Raw genomic sequence first — 17,000 nt, forward strand, 5'->3', positions numbered from 1 at the left:
AGTGCACGCCCGGGTTCGCCGCGCGTTCGGGTTTGAACGTTCGGGGCGACGGTGGAGGTTCTGCGGTGACGGCACCGCCATCTCTCGGTTTATTAAAATCGACTTGATTTCTCATGCAGTCTTCTGACCCAGATGACTACGCCCCTCGCGTCTTAATTTCGAATATCCGGTAGCTATATTAACTAAGCGTTCGTGTGTTCCAGCCGAACGGACGAGCAACCGTCCGGTGTATCCACCATGGAACTCGGGGCCCTGCTCGCGGACGACGACGCGGTATCGCCAGTCATCGGTGTGATACTGATGGTCGGAATCACGGTCACGATGGCCGCGGTCATCGGCGTGTTCGTCCTCGGCGCGAACACGACGACGTCGGTCCCCGACGCCGAATTCCGGTACGTGTCCGAGGAGGGCACGGCGGACGGCTGGGGGAACGACCCGAACGAGGAGTTCATTATCGAGCACGACGGCGGGGAGGACATCGACACGGATCGCGTGACCGTCGAGTACGCGGGCAGTCCACCGTCCGGGCACCCGTGGCTGGAGACGACGAACCATCCCGGTGACGTCTGGCAGCCCGGCGAGGAGTGGGTGCTCGGGGTCACCACCGGTGAGACCAGTGCATTCGATGACGGCGAGCAGGTGCTCGTGCTCTGGACGACGCCCGACGGCGCGTCCTCGCAGATCCTCGCGAACGGCGACCTCCCCGACCTCTCCTGATCTCTCGGGGAACGGACGGCGCGGCGCTTTTCCGGTCGCGTCGCGTGAGTCGTGGTATGCTGTATCTTGCGACCGACCGTCGCGTGGCGGTCGTCGACTCGTCGGTGCCAGTGGTCGAGGAGGCGTTCGTGCCCGCTGCTGACGAGGACGACGATGCCGACGCGGACGGCGTTCGCGTGGAGTGCGTGGCGGCGTCGCGGGCACGGCCGGAACGCGCGTTCGTCGGGACGGCCGGCGAGGGGTTGTTCCGGTCGACGGACGGTGGCGGGTCGTGGTCGCGGGTCGCGCTCGGCCCACCTGTGGACGGCGCGGACGCGTCGCACGTGACGGCGGTGGCGGTGGCGCCGTGGGACCCGGACGTCGTGTTCGCGGGGACGGAGCCGTCGCGCGTCTACCGGTCGACCGACGGCGGCGACTCCTTCCAGCACCTCTCGGGCCTGGTCGAGTTGCCGTCGAGCGACGAGTGGGCGTTCCCGCCGCGACCGCACACGCATCACGTGCGGTGGCTGGAGCCGGACCCACATCGGGAGGGTCGCGTGCTGGTCGCGGTGGAGGCGGGCGCGCTCGTCGTGCTGGACGTCGCGGATGGGACTGCGTCGTTCCGCGAGCGACCGCCGGGGTCGCGTCGGGACACGCACTCGATGGCGACGCACCAGGACGCGCCGGGGCGCGTGTACGCCGCCGCTGGTGACGGGTACGCCGAGAGCACCCGTCACGGTGACGCGTGGGAGCACCCCCAGGACGGGCTCGGGCATCGGTACTGCTGGAGCGTCGCGGTCGACCCGGCCGACCCGGACGTCCGGCTCGTGAGCGCCGCGACGGGCGCTCGGACCGCGCACACGCCGGCGAACGCGGACACGTACGTCTACCGGAAGCGCGGCGACGACCCCTGGGAGCGCGCGATGGACGGCCTCGGTGGCGCCGACGGCCAGACCCGGCCAGTGCTCGCCGCCGGCGACGACGCCGGCGCGTTCTACGCCGCGTCGAACCGCGGACTCTACCGGACGACAGACGCTGGCGACGCGTGGACGCGCCTCGACGTTGACCTCCCCTTCGGCGAGGGCGGCGGGACGGCTCGGGGCCTCGTCCACGTCTGACTCGCCAGCGGCGGGCCGTCGTCCACCCAGCGGCGGGCCGTCGTCCACCCAGTGGCGGGCCGTCGTCCACCGGCCGGGGTTTACATGAGACGTAAACTCTGGTGGGTTGCCTCTCGGTTGCTGGGGCTGCGGCGGGGTTTCCGTGACTGCTTTACTCCTCGCGTGGGTCAGTGGGGGCATGTACGATTTCGTCGTCGTCGGCGTCGGCCCCGCCGGCGCGCGGTTCTCGCGGCGGGCGGCCGAGGCCGGGTACGACGTGCTCGCGTTCGAACAGGGCCGGCTCGGTGAGCCGCTCGCGTGCTCGGGGCACGTCTCCGGAGATATCTGGCAGTACGCCGGCGAGGGCGCTCGCGACGACCTCCTCCAGAACGAGGTGTACGGCGCGCGCTTCCACGTCGAGGGGCCCGAGAGCGACTTCGAGGACTTCTACAAGACCGAGGTCGTGTCGAACGTCATCGACCGCGTCGGCCTCGACCGCCACCTCGCCGAGCTGGCGCGAGAGGCGGGCGCCGAGGTCCGCGAGGACCACACCGTGACGAACGTCGACGAGGGCGACGACTCGGTGACGGTGACGGTCCGCGGCCCGGACGGCGTCGCGGACGTCGAGGCGAAGATGGTCGCGGGCTGCGACGGCCCGACGTCTCGCGTCCGCCGCGACCTCGACCTCCCGGAACCGGACGAGCTCCTCCACGGCGTGCTCGGGTTCAGCGACGAGGAAGACCACGGCGACCGCGTCGACGTCCACCTGACGATGCCGGAGTTCTTCGCGTGGCGCATCCCGCGCGGCGACGCCGGCGTCGAGTACGGCCTCGCCGCGTCGCCGGGCCCGGACGTGAACGAGCTGTTCGACGACCTCGTCGGGCCCGCCGGGTACGACGTCGACGTCACGAAGCGCTGCTCGGGGCTCATCCCGGTCGGCCCGGCCGACTCGGTGACGAGCCACCGCGGGTTCCTCGTCGGCGATGCGGCCGCACAGACGAAGCCGTTCACGGGCGGCGGCATCCTCTACGGGATGCGCAGCGCCGACCACGCGGCCCGCGAGATAGAACCGGACCGGCCGGGCACCCTCGGCGCGTACGAGGCGGCGTGGCGCGACGAACTCGCGACCGAGATACGGCTCGGGCACTGGATTCGACGCGCGTACTCGCTCCCCGAACCCGTCCAGCGCCTCGGTCTCAAGGCGTTCTCCGGCGAGATCGGCGTGCACATGGACCGGCCGACGAGCGTGTTCTCGCGCGAGCACCTCGCGAGCTGGCTCGGGCGGTCGTGACGATGCCCGACGACGGGTCGGCGCGCTACGCTGACCGTTCGGCGCGCGACACCGTGTTCGCGCTCGCCGACGACGAGTCGTATCCGCCGACGGTCGTCTCGCTGTCGGACGTCCACGGCTACTACGACTCGTTCGCGTCCGCGCTCAGGCTCCCCGGCGACCACGCCGAGTTCGCGCCGCTCGTCGAGCGCGACGACGACGGCGACCTCCACTGGGTGGGAGGCAAGAATGGGCGCGAGTACGTCCTCGTCGCGAACGGCGACCTCGTCGACCGCGGCGGCGATAGCGAGCGCGTCGTCGAGACGATTCGACGCCTCCAGCGCGAGGCACCAGCGGGGCACGTCCGGTACCACTGCGGGAACCACGAGCAGTTCGTGCTCGCGGGCGGCGTCGGGTCGGCGGACTGGTACTGCGATAGGGTCGACGACGCGACCCGGCGCTCGTTCTTCGACGCGGTCGCCGCCGGCGACCTCGCGGTGGCGTACGACGGCTACGAGTACACGTACAGTCACGCCGGCGCGGTCGACGGTCTCGACCCGGCGCGAGCGAACGACGCGTTCCGGGCGGTCGTCGCGAGCGTCGCGGACGTCGTCGGGACGGATGCCGACGCGTATCGGACGTTCGAGCGCGCGTTCGACGAGGAGTGGGTGAGTCGCGCCGGGCGCGACCACCCGAAGGGACCGGACGCCGGGCCGCTCTGGCTCGGCTGGGAGCATCTCCCTGGGGACGCGCCGAAGCAGGTCGTCGGGCACACGCCCCACGAGCGCGTGACGCGGAAGGGGAACGTCGTCTGCGAGGACGTCACGAAGAAGAACGCCGGCGAGCGCGGCGGCGAAGCGGTGACCGTGGAGACGCCGGACGCGTTCCGCGCGCTCGAACGCACCGCCGACGGGGGCGCGCGCCTCCGGGACGTCTAGCCACCTACCGACCTCGCGGCTGGCAGTGCGTGGCCGGGTCAGTCCTCGACTATCGGGAGTGCGAACGTCACGAGGTTCCCCTCGGGCGTGCTGTCGAACGCGAGCTGGCCGCCGAACGTCGTCGCGGTCCAGCGGACGAGCCAGAGGCCGAGTCCGCTCGCGTGCTCGAGGGGCGTCTCCACGTCGGACTCGAGCACCGCGACCTCCTGCTCGGGGATGAGGGGTGCGTCGTCGGCGACGACCACCCGCGCCTCGCCGTCGCTCCGACTCACCGTCACGCGCACCGACGGGTCCGCGTTCGGATTGTGCGCGACGGCGTTCTCCACGAGTTCGGCGATGGCGAGCTCCACCGCTTCGTTCCCGCGAACCCGGAGCGACGCCGCCGACTCCAGCTCGCAGCTGACCGACGCCCGCTCGGTCGCCGCTGCGACGTCGTCGACGACGTCACGAGCGACCGCGCAGATCTCGACGGTCCCCAGCGACGAGTGCGCGTCCTCGAGCGCCTGCTGGAACGCCCGTGCCTTGTTCGCTATCTCCAGGACGTCCGACGCCGCCTCCTCGACCGCTTCGACGGACTTGCGGACCGCGTCGTCCTCGTGGTCGGCGAGTGCGCGCGTGCGACCGGTGACCACGTTCAGGTTGTTCCGGAGGTTGTGCCGGAGGACGCGGTCGAGGACCGCGAGGCGTTGCTCGTTGTCCTTGAACTCCGTGAGGTCGCGGATGACGCCGACGGTCCCACCGAAGTCCTCGCCGGGGAGTGGCGCGATGGCGACCTCGCAGTCGCGCTGGTCGCCGTACCGCGTCATCACGTCCACCTCGACCGTCTCCCTGTCCGGGCCGGCCGCCGAGAGGAGCGTCGAGATGACGCGCTCGCAGGCCTCGAAGTCGTCCGCCGGAAAGATGGCTCGTGCGTGCTCGCCGACGATGTCGTCTCGCTCGTACCCGGTGAGGTCGACGAACGCGTCGTTCACGCTCGTGAAGTAGCCGTCCTCGTCGAGCGTGTATATCGGGTCGCCGGCGGTCTGGACGATGGTCTCGTACCGCTCGAGCTCGCGCTTGCGTTCGCGCTGCCCGGTGACGTCCCGGAAGTACAGCGTCAGGCCGTCGTCGCTCGGGTACGCCGTCACCTCGAACCACAGGTCGAGTTCGTCGTAGTGCGCCTCGAACGTCCGCGATTCACCGGTCTCGAGCGCCTCGTGGTACTGCGTCCAGAACGCCCCGTCGACCTCGCTCGGGAACGCCTCCCAGAGGTTCCGGCCCTCGAGCTCGTCGGCGGTGTACGGCAGGAGCGACTCCGCTTGCTTGTTCACGAACGTGATGTCGTAGTCGGCGTCGAGCGCGATGAACCCGTCCTTGATGCGTTCGAGCGTGTTCTCCAGGTCCGCGGTCGTCGCCGCGAGCTCGGCCTCGCGTTCGGCGCGGTCGAGCGCGACCGTGACGTGGTCCGCGAACGCGTGCCCGGCGTCCCGCACCGCTTGCGTGTACTCGCGCTCCGGGTCGGCGGCACCGATGAGCCCGTGGTCGCCGAGCGAGAACACGAGCCCCGTCTCCGCGTCGGTCTCGTGGTCCGTGACCGAGACCTCGGTGACGTTCGCGCCGTCGACGAACGCCGTCCAGTCCTTCGACCCGGATTCGATCGGCACTGCCTCGTCCACGCCGGCAACTGCGACCGGTTCCAGGCGCGTCCGGTCGTCGTTCGGGAACCAGCAGACGACGACGTCGAGTTCGAGGATGTTCCGGAGGGACTCGACCGCGGACTCCGCGACCTCGGTCGGCGTCCGCGCGCCCTGCAGTCGCTCGGTCGCCTCGTGCAGGTGCTCGAACAACCGCATCCGTTCGCGGCGCTCGGTCACGTCACGCTGGAACCCCAGGAAGTGCGTGACCGTCCCGTCAGCGTCTGACACGGGCGTTATCGTGAGTTCGTTCCAGAACGGCGTGCCGTCCGCGCGGTAGTTCCGTATCGTCACCGACACCGGTGCCTCGACCTCGAGCGCCGCGCGGATCTCGTCGACGACCCTCGGGTCGGTGTCCTCGCCCTGGATGAACCGACAGTTCCGACCGAGGGCGGCGTCGCGGCCGTATCCGGTGAGCGAGCAGAACTCGTCGTTGACGTACACGAGCGGGTGGTCGTCGGCTTGCGCGTCGGCGATACTGACGCCGACGCCGGCCTCGCCGACCGCGCGCTCGAACACGCGGAGCCGTTCGATGCGAGCCTCCCGCTCGGTGACGTCCTGCGCGAGCACCTGCGTCGTGTCGTCCTCGACGACGCTCACCGAGAGTTCGACGGTGCGTTCACCTGTGGTGTCCAGACCCACGCGGTCGGCCGCGCCGATAGCCTCGGGCGGGTCCTCGCACTGGAGGTGGACCGTGATCGTCGACGACCCGTCGCCGTCCAGCGCCGCCGCGACCGCATCGCGGTCCGCGGGCTGCACGAACGCGGAGAACGCCGACCCCCGAACCGTCGCGGCGTCCACGCCGACGAGCGACCCGGCGCGCTCGTTCGCGTACGTCACCGTCCCCGCGTCGTCCAGGACGAACAACCCGATCGGGAGGAGTTCGACGAGTCGCTCGTACTCGCGAGAGCGCTCCTGGAGTTGCGTTGCGAGCACGCGCGCCCTGAGGAGGCTGTCGACTCGTCGCTTCAACGACGGCGTCCGAAGCGGCGTCTCCAGGACGTCGTCCACGACCTGGAGGACCTGCTCCGTGCTCGCCGCAATGCGATCGCCCTGCGAGCCCTCGGCGACGAGCAGGCACGGCGTGAACACCGACGACGCCGCCTTCCAGCGCTCTATCTGCGGTGCAGCAGTCCGGAGTGCGCCCGCGTCGACGACGTACAGGTCCCCGTCCGCCGGGAGGTCATCGGGTGCCGCCACCCGCACGTCGTACGCCTCGTCCTCGAACCACGACTCGAGCGACCGGCGGACGCTGGCGTCCGCGACGCCGAGCACGACCGTCGACGCGTCCGTCGCCAGCCACGTCGTCGTCCGGCCGTTCGACGCCAGTCCGTCGCTCGAGCGGTCACTCATCTTCGCGAGACCACTCCGGCGTCCCCGTCAGGATCCCTCTGAGGTCCCTGAGGGGCTCGCCGATGTCGATTCCGTCCGCGGTTATCTCGAACTCGCGGAGCGTCCGCTCGAAGTCGCTCGAGCGCTTCTTCAGGACGCCGACGGCCTTCCGGAGCTCCCCGCGGTACTCGAGGTACCGGAGGAAGAGGATGTTGTCCGCGAGGTAACTGATGCGTTCGCTCGTCGGCTCGAAGTCGCCCGTGACCGTGTGCACGTCATCGGTCAGGAGGACGGTGACGCCCATCCCGCGGAGGTACCGGCAGAGCGCGTGGAGCTCCCGGACGAGGTCGTCGTCGGCGCCACGGATCGCGGTGCGGTACCCCGCGATACCGTCGATGACGACGACGCGCGCACCGCGTTCCTCGACCTCCTCGCGGACGCCCGCGGCGAACTCGTCGGGCGACACCGCGAGCGCCTCCACGGTCTCGAGCGCGAGACTGCCGTCGTCGAGCATCGACGACACCGGCATCCCGATCGCGTCCGCGCGATGCACGAACGTGTCCTCGGCCTCCTCGAAGAGGTACGCGACCGTGCGCTCGTCGCGCTCAGCCGCCGCGACCGCGACCTGCGCCGCGGTCGTCGTCTTCCCGACGCCCGTCGCGCCACTGATGACCGTGACCGTGCCGGGAGATATCCCGCCGCCGAGGATGCGGTCGAACTCCCCGACGCCCGTGGACTGCATCGTCGCTTCGAACTCGCGGGTCCGCACGTCCGGAACGAGCTTCGGGTACACGTGCATCCCGTCGCCGTCGATGGTGACCGTGTGCGTGCCCGACTGGAACGACGCACCGCGGTGCTTGCGGACGCTGATGGTCCGACCCTTCCGCTCGTGTGCGAGCTCGATGCTGCCGTCGGCGACGAACTCCAGGTCCTCGTCCGGCGACGCCGTCGTCGGCTGCGTCGAGAACAGGAGCGTGGCGTCCCCGTCGCGGACGTACGACGTGAACGCGCCCACCTCGTCGTAGAACGCGCTCTGGTCCGCGGTGAACTGCCGGAGGCGCGACAGCGGGTCGACGAACACCCGATCGGGGGCGTGAGCTTCGACGGCCTCGCGGATCCCCTCCGAGAGCGACGGGCCGCGATCACCGGGCGCGAACACGTCGTACGCGCCGCCGTCGCCGAACCGGTCGGCGTCCGGACTGAAGTCCACTATCTCGACGCCGGAGAGGTCGATACCGACGCTCGCCGCGTTCGCTCGGAGGTTCTCCGCGGACTCCTCGAGGGAGACGAACAGCGAGGTCTCGGCGTCGTCCGCGGTCAGGAAGTGCTCGCCGAGGATGGTCTTCCCCATCCCGGGCCCGCCACGGAGGAGGTACGCTCGGTTCGGGACCAGGCCGCCTTCGAGGACGTCGTCGAGGCCCTGGACCCCCGTGGAGAGGCGCGCGGTGGGGGTGGTAGACATACGTGAAATCTAGATACGGCGAAATATAAACCTGCCCACCGGTTTCATCCGTTCAAACCGCAGGACGGCGGTGGTTTGAGCGTCCACGGTCGCCGCCCCGTGACCGACGCCGTCGCGGGGGTGGCGACTGCTCAATCGTAGGTCGGGACTCGCGCGGACCGGTCGCTGCCGTCGACGAACGGGAGCGCGACCACGTCGCCGTCGAGCGCACCGTCGTCGTCGGCGACGTCCACCGCGACGTGCTCGACGTCGGCGTCGTAGGGGACGAGCGCGAACGCGATACCCGCCTCGCGGTGCGGACTCCACGCGGCTCGCGTCACCTCCCCGGCGTCTTCGTCGTCGACGCTGACGGTCGCGCCCGCACCCGGGAGCGCGTCGCCGTCCTCGACGCCAGGGAGCTCCACGCCGACGAGTCGCCGCGACGGCCGGCCGACGTTCTCGACGCGCGCCACCGTCTCCTGCCCGACGAAACACCCCTTCTCGTAGTCCACGCCGTTCCGGACGCCGGTGACGTTCGGCACCCGACCGTCGAGTTCCGTCTGGAACAACGGCGTCCCGGCTTCGAGCGTCAGCGTCTCCCAGGCCGCGTACCCGAACGGCGTCGCGTTGTTCCCGTGATGCAAGAGGGTGTCCCACACCCGCTCGGCTTCGCTCGCGGTGCAGACGACCTCGAAGCCCTCCTCGCCCGCGAGCCCGTCGTTCCGGATCACGGTGACGCCCGCGTCCCCCATCGACCCGCGAACGAACGACAACGGCTCCGCGGGCGTTCCCGCGCCGTTCAGGACGCTCGCGACCTTCTCCGTCGCCTTCGGGCCGTGCACGCCGAACACCGCGAAGTCGTCGCTCGCGCGCGCCACGTCGACGTCCTGCACGAACGTCCGCGAATCCCACTCCTCCGCGAGCCACCCCGCCTGCCCCGGCGGCGTGAAACACAGCAACCGGCCGTCGGCCTCGTACACGTACATGTCCGTGCGAACGCGCCCCTCCGGCGACAACAGCAGCGCGTACGCGCCCTCGCCGTCCTCGCGCGGCACGACGTTCGTCACCGCGTCGTTCACGAACTCCCGGCGGTCGCTCCCCGACACCGTCACCACGCCGTACGCCGCGTCGAACGCGCCGACGACGTGCCGAACCGCCATCGCCGTCCGCGCCGGCCGCCCGTAGTCCCGGACGACGCGACGGCCCCCTCGCTCGACGAACGTCGCCCCGTGCGCCTCGTGCACGTCATCGATGATGGTCATGTGGAGGCGTGGACGCCCGAACGGCAAGAGCAGTACGGTCCCGGTTCGCACGCACCGACGTCGCCACGACCCGAGACCACGCCGCAGCACTGCACGCTGTCGCGGCTCAGAACGGAAGCTTGTCGCGGAGCGCGTCGAACAGCGACGGCTCGTCGTCCTCCGGGTCCTCGGGGACGACGCGCGGGTCGGGTTTCAGGAGCGTCTGCCCGCCCGACCGGTCGACCTCGATGAGGTCGTCGTCCTTCAACTCCGTGAGCGCCGGCTCTATCTCGTCGATACCGGCGTCGACGTGCGACCGGAGTTCGAAGACGGTCATCCCCTCCTCCCCGCGTTCGACCAGGGCGTCGAGCACCGAGACCGACACGTCGTCGCGGTCACGGAACTCCCGCTTCGCTCTCATCACGCAGTAGTTCGACGGGAGGGACTTTGACCCTTGCCCCAAACCCGGGGGGTCTCTAGCGGAGGTTCCGGGACAGCGAGACGATGCCCGCGAGCGCGGTCGCGAGCACCGCGAGCGCGAACGCCGCCTGCAACGCCGGTTCGTACTTCCGGCTCGCCCAGATCGAGATGAGTCGCGTCACGTTCGTGTAGAACGAGAACAGCGTCGCGACGGCGACGAGCACGAGGACGACGAGCGCCAGCCACTGCAGGCGCTCGTAGAGGTCGCCCTCGAACAGCCCGCTCCGGGAGCGCCCGCGCGGTTCGCGGTCGCGGTCGTCGCGCTCTCGACCGGGTCGGTCGCCGCGGTTGTCGCGGTCGCGGTCGTCTGCGTCGCTATCTCGGCTGGCGTCGGTCGTCGAAGTGGAATCGTCGGTCATTGTCGAGTCCTCGCGATGAGTGCCGCGGCGACGAGCGCGACGACGGCGACGGCGACGCCGAACCCGGGCTGGCCGCCGCTCCCGCCCGCCTGCGTCTCGGTCAGTGGCTCCTCGGTCCCCTCCTCGCGTCCGGACTCCGTCGACTCGAAGTCGCTGGCCTGGAAGCCCTCGTCGTCGTCAGTGGTCGTGTTGTCGTCCACCCGGAGGCCGGTGCCGGGCGCGAGGTTCGCGGTGGAGCGCGCGGTCGCGACGACCGTGCCGTCGCGCCACAGGACCGCGTCCAGGTAGTAGTTGTAGTCGTCGGGCACCACGATGGTTCCCGTGGGCTGCACGGTCTTCCCGCTCCCGACCGCGCCGAGTTCGACCGTCGTCCGGTCGGCGACGACGTTCGAGCCGTTCTGGCGCGCCGTCAGGACGAGTTCGAGGTCGTCGACGGTCCTGTCGCCGGTGTTCGTCAGGTACGTCGACACCGACAGCGTCGACCGGTTGTTCTCGACGGCGTCGATACTGTACTCGATGACGGGCAGGCCCGCGTCGAAGTCCTGGAACTGGAGGGGCGTGTCGCGGTAGTCGGGCGTGAGCGTGCCGACGCCGTCGACGTCGCGGACGCCGGTCTCGACGCGCGACCCGTTCACGTACACGATCGCTTGCACGTCGTAGCCGCCCTGGCGAGCGACCGTGAGCGCGCCCTCGCGACTCCGCGTGACGTCGCCGTCGAGCGTCCCGTAGGAGAGGCGCTGGGTCGCTGCGACGAACCCGGTATCGTGGTCGACGGCGCGCAGGAGGACGGTGACGTTCTCGGCGGCACCGCCGCGCTGCGCGAGGAACGGCCGGACGCGGAGGGTGGCGTTCTCGCCGCCGACGTCACCGGGCGCTATCGTCATCTCGACGACGTCGACCATCGCGGGCTTCTCGGGGCGGTCTGGCGTGTCCTCGGGTGGGTCGAGCGCGCCCGGGACGCCCACGGCGACGCCGACGCCGAGGACGACCGCGAGCGCGACCACGCCGAGGAGGAGGGACTCGGTTCGCACGTCACGGAATCCCGAGAGAGACTACAAGTGTCTTGTGTACCTCGTGACGCCGGCGAAATCAAGTGTCCCGGTGGTTCAGTGCGCACTCAGTCGTCGCCGGCGCTCCCGCGTTCGCGCAACATGTCGCTCGCGCGAGTCGCCCAGTCGCCGCGCCAGAACCCGAGCGTGACGATGGTCGCGGCGCTCGCGTAGTGGAGGACGACGCCCGCGAGGATGCCGGGGACGCCCCAGCCGAGTTCGACGCTCGCGACGTACGAGAACCCGAGGTAGAACGCGAGGAGACTGACGACCCGCGCGACGAGCGGCGTGCGGGTGTCGCTCGCGCCCTGGAGCGCGCCGGAGACGACGACGAACGACACGAGGAACGGCGCGGCGACGCCGAACGTCCGCGTGAACGCCACCGCGTTCGGGACCGTGCCCGGGTCGGTCGTGAAGAACCCGACGAGCGTCGGCGCGAACGCGAAGATGAGCGCGCCCGCGGTCCCGACCGTGACGAGGCCGAGCGTCGCGGTCGCCCACCCGTTCTCGCGCGCCGCCGCCGCGTCGCCCTCGCCGAGCGCCTGCCCGACGACGACGCTCGCCGCGACGTTGAACCCGCGCGAGAGCGGGCCCGTCACCTGCTGGTAGATGCGCAAGCCGATCTGGTACGCGGCGTTCACGTCCGTCCCGAACGACAGGAGGAGCGCGTTGAACGGGAAGTTCGCGAGCGTGTTCGACAGCCCCTCGACGATCCGCGGCGCGGAGACGGCGACGAGCTGGCGGCCGACTATCGTCGACCGCGGGCGAACGAACCCGACGTCGGTCGCCGAGGACGCGATGAGGGCAGCGAGGACGAGCGCGATGAAGACGTTCCCGGCGGCGGTGGCGACGCCGACGCCGACGACGCGATAGCTCGCGACGCCGAACAACCCGAGGCCGAGGACGAGCGACCCCGCGATGTTGAGGAGGTTCCCGGCGACGTTCACGACCATCGGCGTGCGCGTGTCGCCGGTTCCCTGGAGTGCGCGCGCCGCGGTGAGGCCGACGATGCGAGCGGGTGCGGTGGCGAAGATGATGGCGAGGTACGCGCCGCCGACCCGCGCCACCTCGTCGGGCGCACCGAGCAACGCGATGGCGGGTTCGCCGAACAGGAGGCCGAACGCGACGAACGGGACGCCCGCGAGGAAGGAGATGAGGACCGCCTGGGTCACGGCCTCGTCGCGGTTGAGGTCGGCTCGTGCGGCCGCGTCGTCGTCTCTGTCGGTCCCGCTCGCGGCGCCGGTGTCCTGACTGGAGAGCGCGATGGCGCCACCGCCGAGGCCGAGGCCGACGCGGAGCGGGAACCTGGCGTAGAGGTCCGCGAGCCCGATGGCGGCGACGGCGGCCGGCGAGAACGCGGCGGTGACGAACACGTCCGTCGTCCGCATCCCGGTGCGGACCGTCTGCTCGACGGATATCGGCCAGGAGAGTCCGGCCACTCGCCGCCAGACGCGCTTCGTCCGCCGCCAGTCCATGCTCTCAGTCGAACGGGCGCGGGTTTCAGGGTGGCGGAACCCGAAGTCCGCGTCGTGCACGCCTTCGTCTACGGGACGCTCACCGACCCCGACCGCGTCAGCGAGGTGCTCGGCGACCGCGCGTGGTCGTTCGCCGGCGACGCGACACTCCGCGGCCTCCACCGGGTCGACGGCCGATACCCGACGCTCGCCCCCGGCGGCGAGGTCGACGGGCGACTCCTCGAGACCGACGCCGTCGACGCACTGGACGCGTACGAGGGCGTCGCTCGCGGCCTTTACGTCCGCGTGGCCGTTCCGACGACCGGCTTCGAGGGCGCGAGCGCGGCCGTGTACGTCGGCGACCCCGACCGCCTCGACGTCGCCGAGTCGGTCGCGTGGCCCGGCGACGACGACCTCGCGGCGCGCGTCCGCCGGTACGTCGACGCGAACGACGTCAGCATCGCCCCCCGATGACCATGGACCTCGCCAGCCGACTCGCACCCTCGACCCCCGGTTCGGTGCGGCAGACGGACGTCGAACTGGCGTCAGACGCCGATTCGAACCCGTCGCAGTCGTGCGATTATACTTTCACTCCGGTTGGATGGGGTTTATGTATCTCCCTCCCCGTGTTCTGGTTGCATTCGGGGTGTCACACGCTCCCCGATGTTTCCCCTTTGGCACCAACGACCCGCGAGCGACAGCGCGGTCGAGCTACTGACTCGACTGATAGCGTAGTCGAGCTACTGCCGCGACCGACCGACTTTTGGCCCGTCCCCGCCCGCTTCCTGTATGACACGAGGCGACGTCACCGAAGTCACGACGGGGGAGTGCACGGACCTCTACCACGTCGACACCGGGATGTACGACGTGGACGCCTACGGCGCGGTCTACCTGCTCGACGCCGAGGAGCCGGCGCTCGTCGACACCGGCATCGGCACGCACTACGACCGCGTCCTCGACCTGCTCGAGTACGCCGACGTCGACCCCGAGGACGTCGCGTACGTCGTGCCGACGCACGTCCACCTCGACCACGCCGGCGGCGCGGGGTTCCTCGCCGACGAATGCGAGAACGCGACCGTCGCCGTCCACGCAAACGGTGCGCGCCACCTCGTCGACCCGACGCGGCTCTGGGAAGGCACGAAGTCGGCGGTCGGCGACCAGTTCGAGTTCTACACCGAACCCGAGCCCGTCCCCGAGGACCGCATCCGCGAGCTCGAAGACGGCGACGTCGTCGACCTCGGCGACCACGAACTCCGCGCGCACGACGCTCCCGGACACGCCCCGCACCAGCACGTCTTCCACGACCCCGCGAACGACGCCGTCTTCACCGCGGACGCCGCTGGCATCTACGTCCCCGCCATCGACGAAGTGAGGGAGACCACGCCGCCGCCGCAGTTCGACCTCGAACAGGCGCTCCGGGACGTCGAGACCATCGCGAACCTCGACCCCTCGACGCTCCTGTACGCGCACTTCGGCGCGCAACCGACCGACGACCGCCTCGAACGCTACGAGGCGCGACTCACGGACTGGGTCGCAGCCGTCGAACGCGCCCAGCAGGAACTCGGCGACGACGACGCGGTCGTCGAGCACTTCGTCGAGAACACCGAGATGGACGCGGTCTGGGGCGACCGGAAGGCGAGCGCGGAGACCGCGATGAACGTCCGCGGCGTCCTCGCGTACCTCGACCGGAAACGCGACGACTGACCGCGCGGAACCGTAATCTGACGATACGGGCTCTATCCGTTCTCGTCCTGGACGCTCGTTCTTTCTCAATCGTCCAGGCGTGTTGTTCTAGGTGTTTAATCCTCTGGTGGTGTGGTTATGGGCAGCCGTTATCCGTGTCCGCGAGCGAGAGCTAGCCAGGATGAACCCACGCATCGATGGCCCGCCGACCGAACCGGCCGCGGAGGACCCCGAATGACCGAGTCGACGCGCGGAACCGCCGCCGCTGCAGGCCAGGACCTCGGCGTCGCGAACGACGTTCGCGCGCGCCGCGACCACCGCGACACCGTCCTGCTCCCCATCGGGTACGGCGACGCCGAACGCGTCGAGACGCTCGCGAACACCGCCGCCGAGGTCGCCGGCATGATGGAGACCACCGTCCGCGTCCTCCACGTCTTCACCGAAGACCGGTACGCGGCCGTCCGCGACCGACTGAACTACCACCAGGACGAGCGCCCCGACCCCGACGACCTCGTCGGTCGCGTCGCGCCCGTCCGCGACGTCGTCGGCCGCCTCGAGGAACCGCTCCGCGCCTGGGGAACGACCATGGACGTCGACGCGCGCGTCGGCGACGACGTCGCCGGCGAGATCGTCGCCGCGGCCGACGCCGTCGACGCCAAGCGCGTCCTCGTCGGCGGCCGGCGACGCACCCCAACGGGGAAGGTAGTCTTCGGGAGCACCGCCCAGCGCGTCGCACTGAACGCGCCGTGCCCGGTGACGTTCGGCAGGGACGACTGAGGATGTCGAGCGAACCCATCCACGGGCCGGCCCCCGCCAGCGACCGTCGCCCCGACGACGAGGGCGTCGACGACCGGCGCAGCGACGACGCCCGCATCGACCGGTTCGTCGACGACGACGGCCGCGTCGTCGCGTTCGAGCGCTATCGGCCCGAGCGCTACGGCGACGTCGACGCGATGTACGCCGACTTCGCGCCGGCGTATCGCGCCCAGGGCTTGCCGCCCGCGACGGACGCCGGCCGCACCGAGTGGCTGTCGGTCGTCCTCGACGAGCTGTCAGTGCTCGCCGTCCACGACGACGCCGTCGTCGGGCACGCCGTCCTCGTCCCGGACGACGCCGACGCGCACGAACTCGGCGTCTTCGTCCACCAGGACCATCAGGACGCCGGCGTCGGCACCGCGCTCCTCGACGCGACGTTCGAGCACGCGCGCTCGCTCGGCGTCACCGACGTCTGGCTGACCGTCGCCCAGTCGAACCACCGCGCCCGACACGTCTACGACCGCCTCGGGTTCACCGAGACGTCGAGCAAGGGTCGGAGCGTCCGGTACGCAAAGGAACTGTAGCGACCCACTGTCCGGACGACGGCGCCGTCGGTGCATTGGCCGAACTTAAACCCGCGGCACCCCTACGAGATCCCGTGACCGCAGACCATCTGTACACGCTGAACACGGGGCACTGGACGTTCGACTTCTCGATGGCCGTACAGATGACGAACCTCGGCGAACCGTACGCCGGAACGTGCCCGGTGTACCTCGTCGAGCACCCCGAGGGCACCGTCCTCTTCGACACCGGGCTCTCCTACGACATGAAGGAGAACCCCACCGAGTACGGGCCCGATGGCGCGCCCCACATGGCGGAGTTCGTCGACGCCATCGAGATGGACGAATCCCAGCGCGTCGAACACCTCCTCGAGGACGTCGGCTACGGCCCCGGGGACGTCGACGTCGTCGTGATGAGTCACCTCCACACCGACCACGCCGGGAACCTCGACCTGTTCGTCGACGCCGGCTGCGAGATCGTCGTCCAGAAGGAGGAACTCCGGTACGCGTGGGCGCCCGACGGCGTCCAGCGGTTGTTCTACCTCACCGGCGACCTCCTCCCGCTCCGCCGGCTCGACGCGAACGTCACCCCCATCGAGGGAGAGTACGACGTCTTCGGCGACGGGAGCGTCGTCGCGTTCCCGACGCCCGGCCACAGTCCCGGCCACCAGAGCCTCCAGCTCGAACTTCCCGACGCCGGCACCGTGATTCTGGCCGCCGACGCCGCGAACCACCGCCAGGGGTACGAGGAGGAACTCGCCGCGTCGTTCGCGTGGAGTCTCGAAGCGAGCGTCGACTCCATCCGCGACGTCAAGCACCGCGAACGCATCCACGACGCCGACGTCTACGTCCACCACGACCCCGACGACATCGGCAGCCTCCCCGAACCACCGGAAGCGCTCGAGTGATCGCCGACGCTCCGGGAAGGCGTCGTTCCGGGCGTCGGATTCGCGTCCCTCGCTGGCCGTTAC

At 70.4% G+C, this 17,000-nt stretch carries 16 protein-coding genes; 9 read left to right on the forward strand and 7 right to left on the reverse strand.

The window, feature by feature from the left end; all coding sequences use genetic code 11:
* The first annotated feature begins 237 nt into the window (after nucleotides 1-237).
* From ACZ48X_RS15175 to ACZ48X_RS15190, 4 genes are all read left to right on the forward strand, one after another.
* On the forward strand, nucleotides 238-717 hold the full coding sequence (locus ACZ48X_RS15175; protein WP_336348907.1) for a type IV pilin N-terminal domain-containing protein: 480 nt from the start codon (nucleotides 238-240) through the stop codon (nucleotides 715-717).
* A gap of 56 nt (nucleotides 718-773) precedes the next feature.
* Nucleotides 774-1,814: a beta propeller repeat protein gene (locus ACZ48X_RS15180; RefSeq protein ID WP_336348906.1), complete on the forward strand. Its 1,041-nt coding sequence runs from the start codon at nucleotides 774-776 to the stop codon at nucleotides 1,812-1,814.
* A gap of 178 nt (nucleotides 1,815-1,992) precedes the next feature.
* Entirely contained in the window at nucleotides 1,993-3,084 is a 1,092-nt protein-coding gene (locus tag ACZ48X_RS15185; protein ID WP_336348905.1) for a geranylgeranyl reductase family protein, read from the forward strand.
* A 2-nt stretch (nucleotides 3,085-3,086) separates the two neighbouring features.
* Nucleotides 3,087-4,001: a metallophosphoesterase gene (locus ACZ48X_RS15190; RefSeq protein ID WP_336348904.1), complete on the forward strand. Its 915-nt coding sequence runs from the start codon at nucleotides 3,087-3,089 to the stop codon at nucleotides 3,999-4,001.
* 38 nt (nucleotides 4,002-4,039) lie between these two features.
* Here the strand turns inward: ACZ48X_RS15190 and ACZ48X_RS15195 are convergent, their stop codons facing one another.
* From ACZ48X_RS15195 to ACZ48X_RS15225, 7 genes are all read right to left on the reverse strand, one after another.
* Nucleotides 4,040-7,027: a PAS domain S-box protein gene (locus ACZ48X_RS15195; RefSeq protein WP_336348903.1), complete on the reverse strand. Its 2,988-nt coding sequence runs from the start codon at nucleotides 7,025-7,027 to the stop codon at nucleotides 4,040-4,042.
* Complete coding sequence (locus ACZ48X_RS15200; protein WP_336348902.1) at nucleotides 7,020-8,468, reverse strand: ATPase domain-containing protein; 1,449 nt, start codon at nucleotides 8,466-8,468, stop codon at nucleotides 7,020-7,022. Before ACZ48X_RS15200 ends, ACZ48X_RS15195 begins: the two co-directional genes overlap by 8 nt.
* 131 nt (nucleotides 8,469-8,599) lie before the next feature.
* A complete protein-coding gene (gene ygfZ, locus ACZ48X_RS15205; RefSeq protein ID WP_336348901.1) occupies nucleotides 8,600-9,709 on the reverse strand; it encodes a CAF17-like 4Fe-4S cluster assembly/insertion protein YgfZ in 1,110 nt (369 codons plus the stop codon).
* Between the two features lie 106 nt (nucleotides 9,710-9,815).
* Nucleotides 9,816-10,109, reverse strand: coding sequence for a DUF6432 family protein (locus tag ACZ48X_RS15210; protein WP_227132215.1), 294 nt, complete (start codon nucleotides 10,107-10,109; stop codon nucleotides 9,816-9,818).
* Nucleotides 10,110-10,164: 55 nt separating this feature from the next.
* A complete protein-coding gene (locus ACZ48X_RS15215; RefSeq protein ID WP_336348900.1) occupies nucleotides 10,165-10,527 on the reverse strand; it encodes a hypothetical protein in 363 nt (120 codons plus the stop codon).
* Nucleotides 10,524-11,558: a DUF7490 domain-containing protein gene (locus ACZ48X_RS15220; protein WP_336348899.1), complete on the reverse strand. Its 1,035-nt coding sequence runs from the start codon at nucleotides 11,556-11,558 to the stop codon at nucleotides 10,524-10,526. Before ACZ48X_RS15220 ends, ACZ48X_RS15215 begins: the two co-directional genes overlap by 4 nt.
* An 86-nt stretch (nucleotides 11,559-11,644) precedes the next feature.
* Nucleotides 11,645-13,051: an MATE family efflux transporter gene (locus ACZ48X_RS15225; RefSeq protein ID WP_336348898.1), complete on the reverse strand. Its 1,407-nt coding sequence runs from the start codon at nucleotides 13,049-13,051 to the stop codon at nucleotides 11,645-11,647.
* A 54-nt stretch (nucleotides 13,052-13,105) separates the two neighbouring features.
* Here ACZ48X_RS15225 and ACZ48X_RS15230 point away from each other — a divergent pair, with 54 nt between their 5' ends.
* From ACZ48X_RS15230 to ACZ48X_RS15250, 5 genes are all read left to right on the forward strand, one after another.
* Nucleotides 13,106-13,504, forward strand: coding sequence for a gamma-glutamylcyclotransferase family protein (locus ACZ48X_RS15230; RefSeq protein WP_379762003.1), 399 nt, complete (start codon nucleotides 13,106-13,108; stop codon nucleotides 13,502-13,504).
* Nucleotides 13,505-13,819: 315 nt separating this feature from the next.
* Nucleotides 13,820-14,734 carry an MBL fold metallo-hydrolase gene (locus tag ACZ48X_RS15235; RefSeq protein ID WP_336348896.1) on the forward strand — a complete coding sequence of 305 codons (915 nt, stop codon included), beginning with the start codon at nucleotides 13,820-13,822 and terminating at the stop codon, nucleotides 14,732-14,734.
* Nucleotides 14,735-14,947: 213 nt separating this feature from the next.
* Nucleotides 14,948-15,490: a universal stress protein gene (locus tag ACZ48X_RS15240; protein WP_336348895.1), complete on the forward strand. Its 543-nt coding sequence runs from the start codon at nucleotides 14,948-14,950 to the stop codon at nucleotides 15,488-15,490.
* Nucleotides 15,491-15,492: 2 nt separating this feature from the next.
* Nucleotides 15,493-16,053: a GNAT family N-acetyltransferase gene (locus ACZ48X_RS15245; RefSeq protein WP_336348894.1), complete on the forward strand. Its 561-nt coding sequence runs from the start codon at nucleotides 15,493-15,495 to the stop codon at nucleotides 16,051-16,053.
* Nucleotides 16,054-16,127: 74 nt separating this feature from the next.
* Nucleotides 16,128-16,937 carry an N-acyl homoserine lactonase family protein gene (locus ACZ48X_RS15250; RefSeq protein WP_336348893.1) on the forward strand — a complete coding sequence of 270 codons (810 nt, stop codon included), beginning with the start codon at nucleotides 16,128-16,130 and terminating at the stop codon, nucleotides 16,935-16,937.
* Nucleotides 16,938-17,000: the final 63 nt, after the last annotated feature.

The organism is Halorubellus litoreus, from assembly GCF_055378595.1.

Excerpts from the sequence above, each read along its gene's own strand:
- ACZ48X_RS15175 (WP_336348907.1), top strand. The coding sequence starts at position 238 with ATGGAACTCGGGGCCCTGCTCGCGGACGACGACGCGGTATCGCCAGTC.
- ACZ48X_RS15180 (WP_336348906.1), top strand. The coding sequence starts at position 774 with ATGCTGTATCTTGCGACCGACCGTCGCGTGGCGGTCGTCGACTCGTCG.
- ACZ48X_RS15185 (WP_336348905.1), top strand. The coding sequence starts at position 1,993 with ATGTACGATTTCGTCGTCGTCGGCGTCGGCCCCGCCGGCGCGCGGTTC.
- ACZ48X_RS15190 (WP_336348904.1), top strand. The coding sequence starts at position 3,087 with ATGCCCGACGACGGGTCGGCGCGCTACGCTGACCGTTCGGCGCGCGAC.
- ACZ48X_RS15195 (WP_336348903.1), bottom strand. The coding sequence starts at position 7,027 with ATGAGTGACCGCTCGAGCGACGGACTGGCGTCGAACGGCCGGACGACG.
- ACZ48X_RS15200 (WP_336348902.1), bottom strand. The coding sequence starts at position 8,468 with ATGTCTACCACCCCCACCGCGCGCCTCTCCACGGGGGTCCAGGGCCTC.
- ygfZ (WP_336348901.1), bottom strand. The coding sequence starts at position 9,709 with ATGACCATCATCGATGACGTGCACGAGGCGCACGGGGCGACGTTCGTC.
- ACZ48X_RS15210 (WP_227132215.1), bottom strand. The coding sequence starts at position 10,109 with ATGAGAGCGAAGCGGGAGTTCCGTGACCGCGACGACGTGTCGGTCTCG.
- ACZ48X_RS15215 (WP_336348900.1), bottom strand. The coding sequence starts at position 10,527 with ATGACCGACGATTCCACTTCGACGACCGACGCCAGCCGAGATAGCGAC.
- ACZ48X_RS15225 (WP_336348898.1), bottom strand. The coding sequence starts at position 13,051 with ATGGACTGGCGGCGGACGAAGCGCGTCTGGCGGCGAGTGGCCGGACTC.
- ACZ48X_RS15235 (WP_336348896.1), top strand. The coding sequence starts at position 13,820 with ATGACACGAGGCGACGTCACCGAAGTCACGACGGGGGAGTGCACGGAC.
- ACZ48X_RS15240 (WP_336348895.1), top strand. The coding sequence starts at position 14,948 with ATGACCGAGTCGACGCGCGGAACCGCCGCCGCTGCAGGCCAGGACCTC.
- ACZ48X_RS15245 (WP_336348894.1), top strand. The coding sequence starts at position 15,493 with ATGTCGAGCGAACCCATCCACGGGCCGGCCCCCGCCAGCGACCGTCGC.